Origin of the sequence: Pseudomonas poae, assembly GCA_028869255.1 — a bacterium.
GTDB classification, from domain to species: Bacteria; Pseudomonadota; Gammaproteobacteria; order Pseudomonadales; family Pseudomonadaceae; genus Aquipseudomonas; species Aquipseudomonas poae_C.
Map to the genome: position 1 here is coordinate 3,970,823 of CP110972.1, position 17,531 is coordinate 3,988,353.

Consider the following 17,531-nt stretch of genomic DNA (forward strand, 5'->3'; position numbering starts at 1 on the left):
ACGAACCACCTTGGGTAGCAACTCAGAAATAGGACGCAGACCTTCACAAATTTCAGACCCTGCGCTCACACTTTCGTTTATGACCGCTGCCTGTGTCCTGATAAACCTCATACTCTTCCCAGCCGCCAGGTAAGGTCACTTGAGCCTCTATCTCATTTCGCAATCCAAGCAAAGTCATCGGATCCGCACACCGAAAGACGATTGAGGGTGCCAAATGACCACCGTAGCGTACGACATAGTAGCCCCACAGCGTCTCTCGGGGTTGAATGCTAGAAGGATTGTCGGAATCGGTGTCAATCCGAGTCACAAAATCGCGAATCCTCTCTACCAAGCCAATCAGACTCTCAAAACTAGACTGGCCCTGATTGCGGCGCGTAATTGAATTGAGCTTATCGAAGAAGTTTCCATCAATGGTGGGAGTGACAGGGTACCTCGCCTCATCCACAACGCTTTTTGCCAGTCCTTTCAACTGAAGATATTGGCTTTCAGCTATCGGAGCCCCTAACCGTTTAGCCAAAAGCTCGTATTGATGCCCATACACCCTCAGTTCTCGCTCAACCAGCTTCTCAGGGCAATATCTATAAAGTTTCACTAGACCGCCCTTCAGGTACATCTCGACGGCATACCCCAGTAGCAGCATGGACGACCGGGCGAGCGCATGATCTTTTGTAAACACCTCAGGGGAACGAGGAACCTGATCAGTAATGATCTGCCTAACCTCGTCCTTGTTGCGCAGCCACTGCTCTCTCAATGCCTTAGCTGCAATCAACAGGCCATCGCCCTCCTTCTTCCAATTCGAGAAGCGAAATATTCCTTGGCTGTTCTGGTTCACAACCTGTGAGTTCTGAGCTTCCATCGCCTATCTCGCATGTTAGTTCCAGCAAGCCCGCGTGCAGCGAGACCAATACTCAGCTGCAATCGGTCTAATGGCCATATTTTTTTGTGAGACTCGTGGATTGAATCAACGCAGTTGTAACCGGCTTTGTTGCTATCGCAATCTCTAGCTGAGGGTCGGTATCCCCCCTCTGATAGTTCAAGCTTCGAAAAAAACACGGCAGGCGTTCATCAAAGCAGTTGCGTCATTTAGAGCTCGGTGGTGCCTGGCTGTCGGCAGTCGCCGGTAGATTTCACTGGCAGCCTCCCGGCCCACAAAAACCTCCAAAGGCTTCAACTCGAAGGTGGGCATCAGATCTGCGGCCTCGAAAAGCACATCGAGCCAAAAACTGTCTTGAGGTGAGTCGCTGCAAAGCACCTGGCCTGAAAACAGCTGATTCATACTTCTCGCTACAGCGACTGGGGTACCACCTTCCTGATGTACCTGATCTTGAGTGAGACCGTGCATGTCTTGCGCATCGAACGACCAGTGCGTCCAGTAACGGGCTGGTTTGATCAGCGAGCTGAAGGATATCTCACTCGACACGACGGCAACCTCGATAGGATAGCTATCAGGAGCTATTCCAGAGGCTTCAAAATCAATAAAAAACGAAGGCCGTTCCACCTTGCTGCTCCTGCTTGAAGGCTGCGATTTTCAGCGGCTCCACCGACTGCTTGTGTGCTTGCGCCGCCATCGCTCGAATCAGCCGCTCTAGCTGGTAGGAGCCTGCGCAGCTCGGTGATTTTTTAGATGCTGCATCTCACGCTCCCATTCAGTCAGAAACTTATCCCAGTCTGCACCGTAATGCCCATCAACCAACCTGGTTGATCCGATGCTCGCTTGCAGAAAGCGTTCTCGCCAGGGCTGCGGAATAGTCTGCTCCAAAATGATGTCGATGCCGGAGTTATGACGCATCACCGAGATAGAGTTACGAACCTCAATGAGGTCGAGTGGCCTATCGCTACAGGGGGTGTCGTTTCGCTCTTGGTCGTCGAGATCATTGAGGATGGCAAGGAGGTCGGATGCAGTGGGATCGCCAGGACGGAGGCATGCAAGGGCCCACAGAGTCCTTCGCCTAGCGCCCTCAAGCTGACGGAGTTCATCGTGGGTCATTTCAGCTGCATCCTTGTTGATTTGATATCGGGCAGTAGCTATGGCGTGCCGCCTGCGGCGGAAGGCTGGCGAGAACTGAGCCACGGCTGCGCCGCGTCTCAGCCCGTTGGGCGCTCATCCAGCACGCCTGCGCGCTCCGCTTGCCCGATACTCGCAAGAAAAGGTCAGTCTGGCGCAGCGATCCTGAGGCCGGGCCCTACGTACAGGACTATTACTTATGCAGCTTACTGAAGCGACTCGATAGCACTGCAGCTTCGGTAGTTTCCCAAGCTTCAGGATCAGACGTAGCGTTGAACATCACCAATGCCCTCCACAGGAAAAAGGCCGCAACCAAGCTCGACTCAATTACTGCAAATACCGTGGTGGTATACATATAATCTGAATTTTCTCCAAATAAGAAAAGCACTGGAAATAAAGAGGCGATCCACCCGGCGACGAAAGTTAAGCAAAATGCGATGGCTGCAGTGACCATCAGGAAAATCGGAACTTGATATCTATACTGGGTTGCAAATGATTTCTCGCCGTTTTGCTTCGCCAGGCCGTACAAGATGCCTGTGTTTTTTTCTTTGTCATTGTTTCTTTTAAACAAGCCATACAAAGTTACACTCTCGCCGACCTCTAGCTCTTCGTAAAGCTTGTTCGACACTTGCAAATTCGGGATAACTGCACCGTCAATGCTGACTTTAGCTTTATGTCCGCCGTTCATTCGATCAATAGATCGAACGTAGTCAACTTTTCCTGAAACTTTCACGCAATCGAACTTCATCACTCACTATCCCTGCCTTCGCTTAAAAAAGTGGATCTGGTTCTTGCCAAGACGTCGCTCAGTGACGATTGCAGGCAGGCCTACGCGGGCCATAAACGTCGGACTTGACGAGCGCGTCTCCCATCGAGACGTCACTGGCCGTGTCTTAGGTGCTGCTCTCATGACCAATCCATCACCAATCCAAACATCCCGCCGCTATGATCAAACGACTGCCTGGCAAACCATATGCCACGATAATATCACTATGGTCTGTTTATCGAAACACGCTTGCCGTGGCTCTATCCTCAGTTTTGAGGATCCGACTCATGCATCTGAAAGAAGCGCTGGCAGGAGCATTGCGCGGAGCTCGTGCTCATCAGGGTTTGAATTACGAAGAGTTGGCGGGGGCAACGCACAGAACGTACGTGGGGAAGCTTGAGCAGGCCCGAGCGAACGCGACGTTGGAGAAACTGGACGAGATCGCTGACTACTTAGGTCTCGACCTTTTAACTATGGTCACTCTTGCCATTGCTGCGCAGGGTGACGAACTTCCTTCCGAGGCTTTGCACCGTACTGCCCTGCGAATCAGGGAATTCGAGTTGTCTGGAGGGTGGCAGTTAGTAGAGGAGCAATTCCGTGATGGAAAGCTCATCAAGCGCTCACAGGGAAAGCCAAAGCAGCCGCTTAATGCGGAATACATTCGAGCCTTGAAAGCGCAAGGTTTCGACAGGAAAACAATCGCCGAAAAGCTCGGCGTTGCCAGAAGCACAGTCCAAAAATATTGGAATACCTGAGCCCCCAGAACATCAGCGATCCTTGACTCACCCTGGCGTAACCATCCCACTCGACCAACCGTTTCTCCTGCATTCGCTCATGCAGTTTCTGACGCGGTTTTGAGTGGTTGCTCTAACTTCGCAGAGGTAAGGTCTGCCCTCAACTAAAGAAGAGAGCAGGTGTTTTGATGAAAAAAGTCTTTGGCGTAGCTTTGCTGCTAATTGTGGCGGATGCGCAGGCACAGACTGTGGAAGCGGAGATGACAAAGCTGAAGCAGCTTGCCGAAAGCTGTATCGCTTCACTTTCTACTCAGAACTGCGGCGCAACCACTTCCTGTAATGTGTTCAAGAGCTACAGCAGAGAATTGATGCCGGATGGCCCTGCTGGCTATTACGAGTTGCATGGCCCGGATAAGTCAATGAACCCTCAAAATGGAAAGCTGGTCAGCGAAGCAGTGAAAGCCGCTTCCAAGGCAAATAAGGCCGGAGAAAAGTGCAATCCGACGTAGCTGCTTTTGGATCTGCAGGGCCCATTCCTATGCGATTCAGGTGGCCTGATAGAAGTCTAGCGCCAGGCAGCTATCAGCCGGTTCCGTCCGTTTACGTAAAGCCCAGACACTCGAGCGACTGCTGAAGACAATCTGAGCAAATCGCGGTTTATGGCGCGCCCTATCGGGTCGGCTGTCGTAAACCATGCCATGGCTGACGCCAAGTCATGGCCCTTTGGGCTTCCATCCTCGCGCCTCCGGCCTACTGGCCTGCGCGCTCCGCTTGCCCGAAAGCAATGGAGCGTAGTCATCCTGCTTGGTCATATTTCTGTTGGAAGGTGCGGTTGCCGGGGGACAATACGGTTTTGGTAGCCTGGAAGGTGGGCATTGAGGAAGGAACCCCGCGCATGAGTCAGAAAGTCCTGAGGCTTCTACGGAACGAGGTCGGTCGCGACTTCGTTATCGGTGACATTCACTTCAAGTCGATTGATCTATACAAAGGATTAATGAAGCTAGGTTTCGACAAAACTATCGACCGAGTCATTGGGGTGGGTGATCTCATAGATCGCGGGCCTGGAGTCCTCAACGGTCTGAAGCTTCTTGGTGAGCCGTGGTTCTTCACCGTTCAAGGTAACCATGAGCAGATGCTTATCAAGGCTTACAGGGCAAACCCCAGCGCTCGTTATGTAGCTCATGGTGCAGGCTGGTGGTCGGCCATCGCTGACGAATCGAAAGAGATGGTCATTGGGAAGCTCGAGAGCCTTCCCACAGTCATAGAAATCGAGTCCCCTCGCGGTTTGGTTGGCGTTGTTCATGCTGATGTCCCTGCCGGGATGTCATGGGTCGAGTTCACCCGAGACATATCAATCCCTGTTGTAGAAGAGATCGCGCTATGGGGGGCGCGAGCGGATCAAAAAGCACCATCGAGAAGGTGTCAAAGGGGTCTGGCGTGTGTGCACGGGGCACACCTGGATTCCAGAGCCTGTTCGGCTAGGGAACGTTCTTGCACTTGATTGCACTGGAGGGGGTGAAGGGCCACTAGCTGTCTATTGCGTTCAGGCGGACACGATTTATGTGGAGGGGCGCCCCGTGTCACTTGACCAATCGGAGGCTGTTACCGAGCTACTGGACGAACTTGAGCAGGCTTTAGGTCATCTTAAGGCCACCACCAACGCTAACAAGCTAATTGAGTCACAACGCTTGAGCCATGAGGCCGACGAGTTAGCTCGTCGAGTGAACACTACCTGGCTGACCTTGCGTTCGGAAATTAGCGATGTCCAGAAGTTACTTAACGCGCTTCACGGACTAAGCTTGCTCACCGGCGAACGAAGAGCAGCTAAGCTGGAAGAGCTGAAATTCAAGCATGCAGGCACCCAGATAGAGGGACTGCTGTCGAGACTTCTTGATTGAAGGTTGGGTACCGGTAACCTTGGGGATCTAAGAGAAATAGTGGCCCAATCTGTACGAGTAGTTCGTAAATGAAGCATGTAAGACTAATACGACACGGAGAGAGTGCTGCTAACGCCGGCGAAGCCAGCCTGGATCACGCGAGCATCCCTCTTACGCCAAAGGGTGTTGAACAAGCGTGCCTAGTGGCCGGGTCATTCGTCCAGGCCCCAGATCTGATCGTTGCCTCGCCGTTCTCCCGAGCCCAAGCAACTGCAATGAAGACAGTGGCTGCTTTCTCTTCAGTACCATTTGAAACCTGGCCCATCCACGAATTTACCTATCTTGAGCCCGCACGGTGTATCAACACAACCGTCGCTGATCGGCGTGAATGGGTGGAGGCGTATTGGGCCAAAGCCGATCCTGGTTTCACGGATGGTGAAGGCGCTGAGTCATTTCTAGATTTCATAGCTAGAGCTCAGTCTTTCTTGGTGTGTCTTGCAGAGCATCCCGCCCAAGACATCGTTGCGTACTCTCATGGCCAGTTCATTAACGCTGTAGCCTGGCTGATAGAGCGCAAGACGCTCGGCATTGATGCCGGAGCTATGGTGAACTGGCGTGAGTATGAGATCGCGAACCACGTGCCCAATTGTGGTGGGTGCCTGCTTTCGAAAGATCCGGAGGAAGCCGGCTGGAGAGTAAGCCGGTCAGCCACTGAGGAGCCACGAATGGATGCCACTTGGCGCGTGCCAGGCAGAGCCTACCAAGCAGTTCGCGATCCCGAGCGTTTGCTCATTGAAAAGCGCGCCGAAGCTCTCTCAGCTGCAGGCTATCCGCTGCCAGATGATGATCCGGCTATGTACGCTGAGCAAAGGCTGGAAGAGGCCAGAGCGGCAGCTCGTTCATCCCAGGTAGGTAGCGTCAGCAATGACACTGCGGCTGAGCTCTCAGCGAGAGAGGTATGCCAAATATTGCGAGAGGTCACCTTCCAGCGACGGATAATGACCAAGGTGAGTCAGACTTCTTGGGATGAGATTTATGCGGGCCATTTCGTTGTCAGCGTAGAAGGTTGGCGGATATCGATCTACAACGACTGTGACACGCTCGACTACTGCGCAGAATGCGTAAGTCCGGAAGGACGGCGATGGTTGTTTGACGCAGGGGATCGATTTGGAGCGGATCCCATTGCGTTGCTCAGCACATGGGAGCATCAGACGCTCGAGCGTCTCCTGAAAGCGCTCTAGGGAGCCAAGTTCGAGCGGGCCTCTACGAGGACGGCTGTCGTACAGGACAGTTCTAGGAGAAGGAGGCGATAAACGTTAAAGGGAGCAACCCTGTCGAAACGTCCTTTTCCTTACTCAGCGGCGAAAGAGACGGTCTAGAACCAGCAGAGCAATTGCACCAATCGCGATTGCAGCAACTGGCTTCTCTTTGACGAACGCAGATACGCTGTCCAGCGCATCGCCATAGGTTTGAGTCAACTGACCAGCAGCTTGACGCCCGGCACCTTCAGCTTCCAGCTTCGAATCACCAAACAGTTTTCCGACTGCGCTCTGCGCTTTGCCGGCAACCTTTTCTACAACGCCTTCAACTTGTTCGCTCTTCATGATTCACCAAACCTTCGTGTGTGATTGAGTAACCCAGAAAAACCTGGGCTTGAAGCAACCTGCACAGAGTTAGGGGGACGGGCGTAATGATAAGTTCAAAGTTGATGAGCATCTGGATTTGTCCACAAAGCACCTAACCATTTCTTGTGCTGCGCTATGCTGAGCGTCCCTGAAGGAGATCAAGTCAATGCCAAAGGAATATTCGCTGTCGGATGTACTGGAGCGGATGTATCAAAACCAGCTCGCTCTGGAGGCCGCCCTGATGGAGCTGACCCTCCACGTAGAAGCCCACGGACACGCGGATGTAGGAAATAATGTACGTGGTGCTCTGGAGACAATCGGCGACAATGCGGGCCACATCAAGCAGGGGCTCGCCCGGCTAAAAAAGCTCCAATGACCCCGCCGCTCTTTGATTTTGATCTCAAACGCATTTCCCGCACGCACTACATCACTGGCAAGGCCGCGATCAACTTTCCGCACGCTAGAAGCACTACAGGTGGGTCGCATTTTCTGTCCTACTTCGACCGGGATTCAGGCGTGGCAAAAGTGTCGCTTGCAGGTATTCACTATCCTGATACCACCGACTTCTTTGGTGACGCTGGAATATGCGACGTTACCGACCAGTTGGCGAGGCTAGGATGGGCATCAGAAGGCAAACGCCTCTTCGTGGCCGATCATTACCGAGCGGCTTCCGACATGATCGTGAAGTGGGCAATGAGCGGTTCCAGGCACTGCAATGTCGAGGTAGCTGAATGGTTTCCAACCAAAGTAGAAAAACAGCTGCTGCTCGTAACTCTTGAGATGGGAAAGCAAAAGCTCTTCGAGCTAGGTATGCTGAAACAAGTGGAGGCCTGGCTAAGCTCGCAATAGATCAATCAAGACGGCAGATGGAAATCACAGCAGTCCCGGTAGCGTTAGAGTACGTAGCCCAACTCAGTGCGCATAGTTCCAGCGAGCTACAAGGTTCATCTCGGAGTCTCTAGAGCATGAAACCCAGGCATACCGTGATAGGCTTCGATTTGGCTAGAATTGCTCGTCCCAACGTATGCAAACTCACAGGGACTGACTCAAATCAGGAACGCGTATATGTCGCTCAAAAAAGCTTTCGCTGCTGTGCTTAAAGCGATGCGCGCTGGTCGGGGGCTGACCCAGAAAAACCTGGCAGAAGTCAGCAGTCGGACATATGTCTCGAAACTAGAACGCGCTCAATCAAGTCCAACTTTAGAGATGATCACCGCGCTAAGTGGGCCACTCGACGTGAACCCTCTGACTTTAGTAGCCATTACTCTTTGTGCCGAGTCAGGGCAATCAGTTAGCGCTTTGCTACGTCGTACACAAGAGGAACTCTCGAATCTCGCCAATGAAGGAGTTCTCAAAAACCTGGCAATTTCGTCGTGTGATGAATTGCTAGTGCCACGCCCCTCTACTAAGCCATCAGGAAATCGCTCAGTGACGAACGCACAGCAGGGAGAATTCTGTTTTGCAGGATAGACGATCCTCCATGCAGCAACTCCTTATCGTCTACGGTTTTGTGGCAGCGCACGCTGAAGGACGCAAACTAAAGGAAATTGTACAGCCGAGTCTTCTCTCAAACCACACCATAAAAGGCGATGAATTGTAGCGGTGCAAGTTCACGCACGATTAACGTTCGACTGAAAGCTCTTAGCGAGCTCAATGACAGCATTATTACCGGCCCGGCTGACCTTTAATAATCGAAAAATACACATTAAGAAAACTCTGTCATTTCGAGACATACCAAACACGAGCCTAAAACTATAGAGTGCATCAACTATTTACCTATCGGCGTTTTTATGAATCTCTGGTTTCGACTCCTTCTCATGCTGCTGCGCCGACCTTGGCGTCGCCCAGTACAAGCACTTGAATCAACATTCATCCGAATGCGTGTTTGGCCTCTGGATCTGGACTTTAATCAGCACGTTACTAACGGAAGATATTTCACACTGGCAGATGTCGGACGCATGGATTTCGTTTTGCGAACTGGAGCATACCGGGTAGCTATTAAAACAAAATCTCTACCAATCGTAGGGGATGCCTGGGGGAAATTTCGAAGAGAGCTCAGACTTTTTGAAGTTTTTGAAATCCATACCAAGATGCTGGGGTGGGACGAGAAATGGATTTTCATGGAGCATCGGTTTATCAGCAAAGGCAAAGTGATCGGTGTAGTGGTGATGCGCGGTCTATTTCGATCAGCGAAAGGTAATATTTCACCAGTCGAATTCGTTCAAGAGTTGAGGCTAGCCGAAAAGTCTCCAGATATGCCTAAATGGCTTACGTGCTGGTCAGATAGCTGTGACGCCATGAGTTACCAACTCAGGGAAGATGAAAGCATGAAGGATCAATAGCAAAGATAAGCTGAAAGATTAAACAGGCTCATAGCTATCATAAAAAGAAGGTCTTCTGAAAGAAGACCTTAAACGCAGTGCTAAATCGCGCAGCGGGAAGCAATCAAACCCATTTAGCGCCGATCACCTTCTCGATAGAAAAGGTAAGAATCTCAATCAGCTTGTCGACGTCAGCATTGGTGTAATTCAGTGAGGGAGCAAAGCCGAGGATATCGTCGGCAAAAGCACGGAATACAAGCCCCTCGCTAAACGCGTGGGCCAAGATCTTCTGCCCGATTTTCAAGCTCGGGTCTGGCTTGGCTCGTGTCTGCTTGTCTGCAACAAGCTCTACGCCCGCCAGCATGCCCTGCCCCCGCACCTGCCCTACTACGGCTAGCGCGTCGAGGCTACGCAGTCTTTCCTGGAAATACTCACCAACAGCTTTGCCATTTTCCAAGAGACCGGTTTCGTACAAATCCAGCGTGGCGTTGGCAATTGCCGCGCTGACAGGATGTCCGGCGTAGGTTTGGCCATGACCAAACGGCGTACCGTCAGAGCCAGCCTCCGCGATTGCGGCATAGATACTATCGGAGATGATAGTTGCGCCCATGGGCGCGTACCCTGAGGTCAGGCCTTTCGCGAGTGTCAAGATATCTGGACTAACACCTTCATGCTCGCAAGCGAACATTGGGCCAGTACGACCAAATCCAGTAATCACCTCATCAACGATCATCAGGATGCCGAGTTTGTCACAGGTCTCGCGCACTGCTTTCAGATAACCAGTAGGAGGAACAATCACCCCACCAGAGCCAATGATGGGCTCGCAGATGAACGCGGCCACTTTTTCTTTGCCAATTTCTCGCACTTTGCTCTCAAGTGCCGCAACGGTCGCTTGCAGTACCGATACCTCATCTGGGCCGGCACTATGTCGGTAAGTGTAAGGCGCTTCAATGTGATGCTGGGTAGGAGCAGGTACATCAAAATAGCGATGGAATACTGGAAGTGCGGTAAGTCCGCTGCCCAAGGCTGAGGAGCCGTGATAGCCACGCTGCACTGCAATGAAGTGCTTTTTTTCAGGTTTTCCGATCGCATTGAAGTAATAGCGTACCGTTCGGATCGCTGTGTCTACAGCATCTGAACCGCCCTGCCCGAAAATAACGTGGTTCAAGCCAGAAGGCGCCAGGCTTGCTAAACGATGGGCTAGCTCAATTGCAGGCTCGCTACCGAAACCGAAATAACCGGTCGCGTAAGGTAGGACTTCAAGCTGCTTCCTTGCGGCCTCAATGATCGTCGGCTGCCCGTAACCGGCGTTCACACACCAGAGGCCCGAGAAGGCATCTTGAACCCGATGACCGTTCACATCCACAAGGTGAATCCCGTCCGCACTTTTCCAGGCACATACGCCCTTTGCCTGGTGATCCATCAGGGCAGTCACAGGGTGAACCCAGTGTTGATCTTTTTTCTGAAGGTTGTTCATACGATCTCTCAATAAAACACGCTTAGCGGATTCCCTCTGCCTCAAACAGATTTGAGTAAAGAGCTCACTCATCAAATTAGGGGTGTTAATCCAAGCCGCCTTGGCAGACATATTTGATGTGCATGTATTCCTCTAGGCCATGTACGGAGCCTTCTCGGCCATATCCAGAATCCTTCACTCCCCCAAACGGAGCTGCCTCGGCAGCTATAGCACCTTCGTTCACTCCGACAATGCCACACTCGAGCGCATCAACAACCCGATGCACACGGCGCATGTCGTTGGTATAAAAGTAAGATGCCAATCCGAATGGCGAGTCATTGGCCATCTTGATGACCTCTTCCTCGGTTTCAAACCGGGTGATCGGTGCAACCGGCCCGAATGTTTCCTCATGGAAGCATTTAGAGGAAGGATCTACGTCCGCCAGGACGGTTGGAGCGTAGTACGTGGACTCAGCACGCTGCTCGGTGAAAAGACGCTTGCCACCCGCGAGGACTCGAGCACCACGAGCGACTGCATCATTGACGTGCTCTTCAATCTTGGCGATCGCTTTCGCGTTGATCATAGGGCCAATCTGCGACTTCGAATCGCTGGCAGGGCCCACGACGAGGGCCGACACGCGAGCGCTGAGTTTCTCTAGGAAATTGCCGTAGATCTTCGACTGAACGTACACACGGTTTGGACACACGCAGGTCTGGCCGCCGTTACGGAATTTAGCCACCATCAAACCTTCTACTGCGGCATCGATGTCGGCGTCCTCAAACACGATGAATGGCGCATTACCGCCCAGCTCCAGCGCCAATTTCTTCAGGGTGCGCGATGATTCGTGGGCCAGGTGCTTACCGACCGGCGTCGATCCTGTGAAGGTGATTTTGCGAACACGTGGATCATCCAACCATACGTCCGCTACCGTCTTCGATGCGGAAGTGTTGACGATGTTCAAGACGCCAGCTGGGACGCCCGCCTCCTCGGCAAGCTTAACCAGTGCCAAGGCAGTGAGAGGTGTTTCCGCCGCTGGCTTGCAAACGACAGTACAACCTGCAGCCAGAGCAGGGGCGATTTTCCGAGCGATCATCGCTGCGGGGAAGTTCCAAGGCGTGATGGCCGCTACAACGCCTACAGGCTCCCTATAAGCAGCCATTTTACGTCCACGCACGGCTTGAGGAATGATGTCACCATTCGCCCGGGTGGCTTCCTCAGCAAACCACTCCACATAGCTTGCGGCGTAGGCAATTTCGCCAACAGCTTCGGCAAGGGGCTTACCTTGCTCAGTGGAAATGATCTTACCCAAGTCTTCAGCATTAGCCATGATTAAGTCATTCCAGCGCTTCAAGATCACAGCTCGCTGCTTGGCCGGAGTAGAGCGCCAAGCTTCAAACGCTTCGACTGCAGCTTCAACTGCAGCCTTTGCATCCTTTTCGTCGCTATCTGCAACGAGCGTGACGCGCTCTCCTGAAGCTGGGTTGTTGACTGGGAGGGTTGCGCCAGAGACCGCGTCCTGCCACACACCAGCGATAAAGTTCTTGGTGATTATCAACTCTTCGCGCTGCAGCTTAAAACTCATAAAACCTCCAAAGAGATTCGTAAAAAAATTAGAAGAAAATACCTTCGTAGCTACACCACGAAGGAACAGGTATTCCAGAGTACCGCCGATGACTAAGCACTTAGAGCTATGGCTCAATTCACTACGCCTGCAGGCAGTCTTTTGGAGGCGTAACTTCAACCATTCATCTTGGCTAAATCCTAAGCAACGAACCCGATATCATCTACATGGTCTGAACAGGACAAAGATGGGTGTTTTTAGTATTTAAAGTATTAAACGGTGAAGGACGACTGAATTAAAATAGGAAGTCTGAACTGCGATGTATTTATAGGTCACACCTGCAGAGCGGTGGCCATTATCCGTGGTGCTCTCTCGAAACTCATCGTTCTCGGTACCCTGCATCACCACCGACTTCTTTCGTTTCGCTACCAGTTATCGAAGACGCGTGCAGGGGCGCGCGCAACTAGATAGACTGACCTACCTAGTTAGGAACCCATCGCTTTGAAGCCCTTGAAACCTAAAGCTGCGAGAGCCCGTCTTCTCGAAGCTGCAGCATCGCTTTTCTACAACGACGGAATCACCGCCACTGGCATCGATACCATCACCGCCAAGGCTGGTGTCGCCAAGATGAGTTTGTACAACAACTTCGACTCCAAGGCTGACCTAGTCGCCGCCTTCATTGAGGCCAGGCATGCTGAGTGGCTTGCCCTTTATGATGCGCGGGCTCAGCAAGCTGCTACTGCCCGAGACATGATACTGGCTGTTTTCGACGCGTATGCAGACCACGCCAATTGCGCGTATGAGAGCGGGTTTCGCGGATGCGGACTACTTAACGCTGCGGCGGAATTACCCGCAGGCGATGCTGGCCGCGATGCAGTGCGTCGCCATAAAGAGCATGTTGAAGGATTGTTGCTTGAACACCTAAGGGCAATTTCGCCTGGAAATATTGAGTCCGTCACCGAAAAGGCTTCCCATCTTTCATATCTGCTGGAAGGCGCAATGTCTCGGGCCGGCCTGGAAGGCAATGATGCTCGCGTCCAGCAAGCTCGCCGTATCGCTGCTTCGCTTTTGGAGGCGATGTGACATGACCCGTTCTGTATTAACAACAAACAATAGCAAGACAATAGGCGTGATATTTGTCTTGATGGCATCCATCCTCTGGGGTACGACGGGCACAGCTGCCACATTCGCCCCAAGCGTCAGCCCGCTTGCAATTGGTGCAGCTGCAATGGGCGTTGGTGGGCTGCTACAGATGCTTATCGCCATTCGCCAGATCGGCATCGATTGGGCAAGACTGAAATTACAGTCCAGTTATGTGCTGATCGGCGCATCTGCCGTAGCCGTCTATCCCCTAGCCTTTTATACCTCCATGCACATGGCAGGTGTGACTATTGGCACCGTAGTCACTATCGGCTCAGCACCACTGTTGAGCGCCGTCATTGAGCGGATATTCGATAACAAGCCGCTAACTGGACGTTGGGCAATCGGAGCGGGACTGGGACTGCTGGGCACAGTGATGTTATGCGTGGCTAAAGCCCAAGGGCACACAGATAATGTCGCAGGGGCTTCAGATATTCGTAGCATGTTCGGGATTCTGCTTGGCTTGGTCGCAGGCGCGACTTATGCCCTTTACTCTTGGACAGCACATCGGCTAATCCAGAAGAACATTTCGTCATCTGCCGCAATGGGCGCAACGTTTGGTTTGGGTGGACTGGTGCTCCTGCCTGTGCTGCTGGTCACGGGCGCACCACTTATTGAAACCTGGACGAATGCTATGGTTGGTTTTTACATGGCCTTGGTTCCAATGTGCCTAGGCTACGTGCTATTTGGGAAGGGCCTTGCAAAAGTTTCAGCAAGCACCGCCACGACCCTTTCATTGATTGAACCCGTCGTGGCAGCACTGCTCGCTGCGGTTGTCATCGGAGAGCAGCTGTCACCAGTGGGCTGGACAGGCGCGGCCCTGATTGTCAGTTGCCTTTACGTGCTCGTGCAGCAGCCCACTAACCATGAACAACCACTGCCACAGCGTATAAATACATCGACACCTGATTCATAGTCGTGCAGTAGCCCCTCAAACAGTGCAACCTTGGATTACCCTAATGGCAATCCAGGGCTGCATCCTCCACCGATCAAAGCACAACTACTGGAATACTGGCGTGAGGATGGCGAGTGTCGGATGGTTACTGCGAATGAATCGTCTAAGCCTCCGCTGCCTTGTAAACGCCTGAGCTAGGCTAGTGCACGCTCGGAAGGAGTCGCACGAAACGGTCTTCGACTGCGACAACCTGCCTGGAGACCACCTGAACAAAGCAAGGGCTTTGAGCCTTGAAGTGCTACCTAGTGGTTTCGAGAACTGGGATATACTTCAATATGAATATGAGGGCACGGGCGAGCCACCCTCACTTCGCCATCTTTCTGTTCAACATTCCTTCCCAAACAAAAATCTCGGATGGCGACTAGCATACTGATAAAAAAACTATTATTTTTATTCATTTAACACCTGCACTATATTTAGTAATTCAGAGGTTCATTTTACGATTAGCCGAATGATAACTAAACTGGTAATTGCTGTTTTGAGGGGGGTTAGTGTCAGTAGCCACCATCTGTTTGCAAATGGTGGCTTTATTCTGATAAACCCAAAATGCAGCGTGAGCTACTGAGCCTGAGCTTTCGGTCAAAGTCCCACTCTTACGTTCCTAGCGCTTCAATCGGTTACAACGTAGCTGATGCACGATTCCGATCAGTACCAAAGCGAGGCCCGCACTGCCCGTCGACACTACCAGAACCTGATACTCAGCCATGAACGACATTACTGCCAAGCAAGCCACGATGAAGATGATCACCGCCCAGGTCAGCCAAGGAAACAGCCACATTTTTAGCGGGATTTCACTGCCCTTCATCTCCAGCTTGCGACGCATTTTCAGCTGAGAGCACGCGATAACCAGATAAACCAGAAGCGCGATAGTACCGGTCATGTTCATCAGTGTATCGAGCACATCCTTGGGTCTCAGTGCCTCACTGAAATTGATAAGTGCCAGAATCACAGCCACCAGACAGGAACCAATGATGGCGTAAAGCGGAACCCCAGTTTCTTGTTTTGTAAACTTGAAAAACGACGGAGCGTCGCCACGGCTAGCCAATGAATAGAGCATGCGCGAGGCTGTGTAGTGCGCAGAAATCAAGCAGCTGCTCACCGACGTCAGCACCACGAAATTCATCAGCACTTCTGCACCAGGCACCCCAAGCAGCTCCAGCGTGCGTCGGTAAGCCCCATAGCCTGACACACCGAGCATGGGGTCATTCCATGGCACCAAGCAAACAATCAGGAAAATCGAGCCCACGTAAAACAACCCTACGCGCCAAACGACTGACTTGGTCGTCTTTATGATCTGCTGGGATGGGTTCGCAGACTCAGAAGCGGCAATAGTCGCGATCTCTGCCCCCAAGAACGCAAACATCACCCCGAGCATAGCGCCGACGACAGGGTCTATTCCGTTCGGCATGAAACCGTGCGCCGTCAAATTGGTGATCCCCCTAACCTCCCCCAGCGTCCATATATTGGCTACAGCGAGGCCACACACTATCAAGAAGCAGAAAATCGCCACCACTTTGATCAGTGCAAACCAGAACTCAAATTCGCCATAGTTTTTCACGTTGAAGAAGTTGATGCTGATCAGTACCAGCGTCGTTGCCAGAACGAAGACATTGATACTGATCGATGGAAACCAGCCATTAAGGATCTTGCCTGCAACGTAAGCCTCCCAAGCCATGAGGCATACCCAGTATCCCCAATAAAGCCAGCCAATGGTAAAACCGGCCCAACGACCAATCGCCCGATCGGCGTAAGTTGAGAAAGATCCAGTATCAGGAGAGGACGTCGCCATCTCGCCCAGCATTCTCATGATAAGCATCATTAGAATACCACCTACCAGAAATGCCAAAACCGCAGCTGGCCCTGCACTATGGATAATACTTGCTGACCCTACGAACAGAGAGCCACCAATGACCCCCGCGATAGACATCATGGTTAGATGCCTGGACTTTAGCCCCGCCTTGAGTTGACCATCTTGAGTCTTCGGGTTTTCGACACTTATATTTGTTTCAATCATCGAGTCACCTCTATTTCTACGAACAACATCTCAGCCAAAATATGCGACACTGCGCACTTGGACGCTCTAATTCAATAGTTAATACATATAAAAAGCCCCCAGCATGAAGGGGGCAAGGTTAATTCGGCGATCATGGATAGAATGACCAGCTCTATTCCTTCGCCTTATTTGACACAAGCACAAACTAAATAATTATTACCCAGTCGCTCTTTTCGACATTATCATCGAGCAAACAACTAAGGCCGCACCTACCCAGATGTACCACTGCATTCCGACCTGCAGGTAGATAGCCAAGAATGCTGTAGACAGCACAGGAGTAGCATAACTGAGGACAGCTACCTGCTCATGATTGGCCTTTTTCATTGCATAGTCCCAAAGGTAAAAGGCTCCACCCATAGGCCCCAACCCCATATAAACGATTGCCCAGGTCTCACTAGGGGTAAGCGAAGGCCACTGCGAGCCTGCGCGATAAACCAACAGGCACGCAGCGCCCGACACTAGGCAGAACAGCCCAACCGATGCACTACGAACACCCGTATATTGCTTGGCAAGTAGCGAGTAAGCTGCCCACAGGATGGCCGAGATAAATGCCAGGCCATATCCAAGCCAGTTGCCCTCACCCAGAGAGTGATCCGGATTACAGCTGATTACTGCTCCAACAAAACCTACAAGCCCGGCCAAAATCGATCTTGTAGTGAGCCGCCCGCTCGACACAAACAGTGGGGCCATCACCACGATCAGCACAGGCCAAAGGTAGTGCAGCAGACTGACGCCGATCGGATCAGCAAGTTGAAGCGCGTAAAAATAAATGACGTGGTAGGCCAACATGCAGAATGTGCCCAACACAAAAAGCCTGCGTGGCATAGCCCATAGCCTGAACCAAGGAAGGCCTATGAGCCCACCAATAAACAGCGCAGCACCCGTAATAAACATGGGAGACACGTTTTGGCAGTAGGTAACACTCACTGCCAAGGTGCTCCAGATGATCACTGAGACTACCGCTGGGATAATCCCGAACTGAGATCTCGAGACAGTCGAATCATAAGAACTCATGGCAGTCTCACTGTTAGTTCAAAC

20 protein-coding genes and 1 pseudogene are annotated in these 17,531 nt (G+C 52.0%); 12 read left to right on the forward strand and 9 right to left on the reverse strand.

What is annotated here, in order from left to right; all coding sequences use genetic code 11:
* Nucleotides 1–52: 52 nt before the first annotated feature.
* The 4 genes from LRS56_17895 to LRS56_17910 form a co-directional block, all read right to left on the reverse strand.
* Nucleotides 53–856 (reverse strand): hypothetical protein, encoded by an 804-nt coding sequence (locus LRS56_17895; GenBank protein WDU60741.1) that lies wholly within the window; start codon nucleotides 854–856, stop codon nucleotides 53–55.
* 177 nt (nucleotides 857–1,033) lie between these two features.
* Complete coding sequence (locus LRS56_17900) at nucleotides 1,034–1,498, reverse strand: hypothetical protein (GenBank protein WDU60742.1); 465 nt, start codon at nucleotides 1,496–1,498, stop codon at nucleotides 1,034–1,036.
* Nucleotides 1,499–1,585: 87 nt separating this feature from the next.
* Nucleotides 1,586–1,987 carry a hypothetical protein gene (locus LRS56_17905; protein WDU60743.1) on the reverse strand — a complete coding sequence of 134 codons (402 nt, stop codon included), beginning with the start codon at nucleotides 1,985–1,987 and terminating at the stop codon, nucleotides 1,586–1,588.
* A gap of 211 nt (nucleotides 1,988–2,198) precedes the next feature.
* Nucleotides 2,199–2,753, reverse strand: coding sequence for a hypothetical protein (locus LRS56_17910; GenBank protein ID WDU65770.1), 555 nt, complete (start codon nucleotides 2,751–2,753; stop codon nucleotides 2,199–2,201).
* Between the two features lie 305 nt (nucleotides 2,754–3,058).
* Here LRS56_17910 and LRS56_17915 point away from each other — a divergent pair, with 305 nt between their 5' ends.
* The 6 genes and pseudogenes from LRS56_17915 to LRS56_17940 all read left to right on the forward strand — a co-directional run bounded on the left by LRS56_17915 (nucleotide 3,059) and on the right by LRS56_17940 (nucleotide 6,623).
* Nucleotides 3,059–3,526: a transcriptional regulator gene (locus LRS56_17915; GenBank protein WDU60744.1), complete on the forward strand. Its 468-nt coding sequence runs from the start codon at nucleotides 3,059–3,061 to the stop codon at nucleotides 3,524–3,526.
* A gap of 167 nt (nucleotides 3,527–3,693) precedes the next feature.
* On the forward strand, nucleotides 3,694–4,014 hold the full coding sequence (locus LRS56_17920) for a hypothetical protein (GenBank protein WDU60745.1): 321 nt from the start codon (nucleotides 3,694–3,696) through the stop codon (nucleotides 4,012–4,014).
* A 485-nt stretch (nucleotides 4,015–4,499) separates the two neighbouring features.
* Complete coding sequence (locus tag LRS56_17925) at nucleotides 4,500–5,006, forward strand: hypothetical protein (protein ID WDU65771.1); 507 nt, start codon at nucleotides 4,500–4,502, stop codon at nucleotides 5,004–5,006.
* A gap of 76 nt (nucleotides 5,007–5,082) precedes the next feature.
* On the forward strand, nucleotides 5,083–5,403 hold the full coding sequence (locus LRS56_17930) for a hypothetical protein (protein ID WDU60746.1): 321 nt from the start codon (nucleotides 5,083–5,085) through the stop codon (nucleotides 5,401–5,403).
* A gap of 68 nt (nucleotides 5,404–5,471) precedes the next feature.
* Nucleotides 5,472–6,080 (forward strand): annotated as a pseudogene (locus LRS56_17935) (histidine phosphatase family protein).
* Between the two features lie 300 nt (nucleotides 6,081–6,380).
* Nucleotides 6,381–6,623, forward strand: a complete 243-nt coding sequence (locus tag LRS56_17940) for a hypothetical protein (GenBank protein ID WDU65772.1) — start codon at nucleotides 6,381–6,383, stop codon at nucleotides 6,621–6,623.
* A 114-nt stretch (nucleotides 6,624–6,737) separates the two neighbouring features.
* Here the strand turns inward: LRS56_17940 and LRS56_17945 are convergent, their stop codons facing one another.
* Nucleotides 6,738–6,986, reverse strand: coding sequence for a CsbD family protein (locus tag LRS56_17945; protein WDU60747.1), 249 nt, complete (start codon nucleotides 6,984–6,986; stop codon nucleotides 6,738–6,740).
* 187 nt (nucleotides 6,987–7,173) lie between these two features.
* On the opposite strand from LRS56_17945, the gene LRS56_17950 reads away from it, so the two are divergent.
* The 4 genes from LRS56_17950 to LRS56_17965 all read left to right on the forward strand — a co-directional run bounded on the left by LRS56_17950 (nucleotide 7,174) and on the right by LRS56_17965 (nucleotide 9,349).
* Nucleotides 7,174–7,383 (forward strand): hypothetical protein, encoded by a 210-nt coding sequence (locus LRS56_17950; protein ID WDU60748.1) that lies wholly within the window; start codon nucleotides 7,174–7,176, stop codon nucleotides 7,381–7,383.
* A complete protein-coding gene (locus tag LRS56_17955; protein WDU60749.1) occupies nucleotides 7,380–7,856 on the forward strand; it encodes a hypothetical protein in 477 nt (158 codons plus the stop codon). Before LRS56_17950 ends, LRS56_17955 begins: the two co-directional genes overlap by 4 nt.
* 216 nt (nucleotides 7,857–8,072) lie before the next feature.
* On the forward strand, nucleotides 8,073–8,477 hold the full coding sequence (locus LRS56_17960) for a helix-turn-helix transcriptional regulator (GenBank protein ID WDU60750.1): 405 nt from the start codon (nucleotides 8,073–8,075) through the stop codon (nucleotides 8,475–8,477).
* Between the two features lie 320 nt (nucleotides 8,478–8,797).
* Entirely contained in the window at nucleotides 8,798–9,349 is a 552-nt protein-coding gene (locus tag LRS56_17965) for a thioesterase family protein (protein ID WDU60751.1), read from the forward strand.
* A 103-nt stretch (nucleotides 9,350–9,452) separates the two neighbouring features.
* Here LRS56_17965 and LRS56_17970 read toward each other — a convergent pair whose 3' ends face one another.
* Both LRS56_17970 and LRS56_17975 read right to left on the reverse strand, forming a co-directional pair.
* Nucleotides 9,453–10,805: an aminotransferase class III-fold pyridoxal phosphate-dependent enzyme gene (locus tag LRS56_17970; GenBank protein WDU60752.1), complete on the reverse strand. Its 1,353-nt coding sequence runs from the start codon at nucleotides 10,803–10,805 to the stop codon at nucleotides 9,453–9,455.
* Nucleotides 10,806–10,890: 85 nt separating this feature from the next.
* Entirely contained in the window at nucleotides 10,891–12,366 is a 1,476-nt protein-coding gene (locus LRS56_17975) for an NAD-dependent succinate-semialdehyde dehydrogenase (protein ID WDU60753.1), read from the reverse strand.
* Between the two features lie 480 nt (nucleotides 12,367–12,846).
* Here LRS56_17975 and LRS56_17980 point away from each other — a divergent pair, with 480 nt between their 5' ends.
* Together LRS56_17980 and LRS56_17985 are read left to right on the forward strand one after the other, a co-directional pair.
* Nucleotides 12,847–13,428 (forward strand): TetR/AcrR family transcriptional regulator, encoded by a 582-nt coding sequence (locus LRS56_17980; GenBank protein ID WDU60754.1) that lies wholly within the window; start codon nucleotides 12,847–12,849, stop codon nucleotides 13,426–13,428.
* A gap of 1 nt (nucleotide 13,429) precedes the next feature.
* Nucleotides 13,430–14,401, forward strand: coding sequence for an EamA family transporter (locus LRS56_17985; protein ID WDU60755.1), 972 nt, complete (start codon nucleotides 13,430–13,432; stop codon nucleotides 14,399–14,401).
* Nucleotides 14,402–15,041: 640 nt separating this feature from the next.
* Here LRS56_17985 and LRS56_17990 read toward each other — a convergent pair.
* Nucleotides 15,042–16,454: an amino acid permease gene (locus LRS56_17990; protein WDU60756.1), complete on the reverse strand. Its 1,413-nt coding sequence runs from the start codon at nucleotides 16,452–16,454 to the stop codon at nucleotides 15,042–15,044.
* Between the two features lie 195 nt (nucleotides 16,455–16,649).
* Nucleotides 16,650–17,507, reverse strand: coding sequence for an EamA family transporter (locus LRS56_17995; protein WDU60757.1), 858 nt, complete (start codon nucleotides 17,505–17,507; stop codon nucleotides 16,650–16,652).
* Between the last annotated feature and the right edge of the window lie 24 nt (nucleotides 17,508–17,531).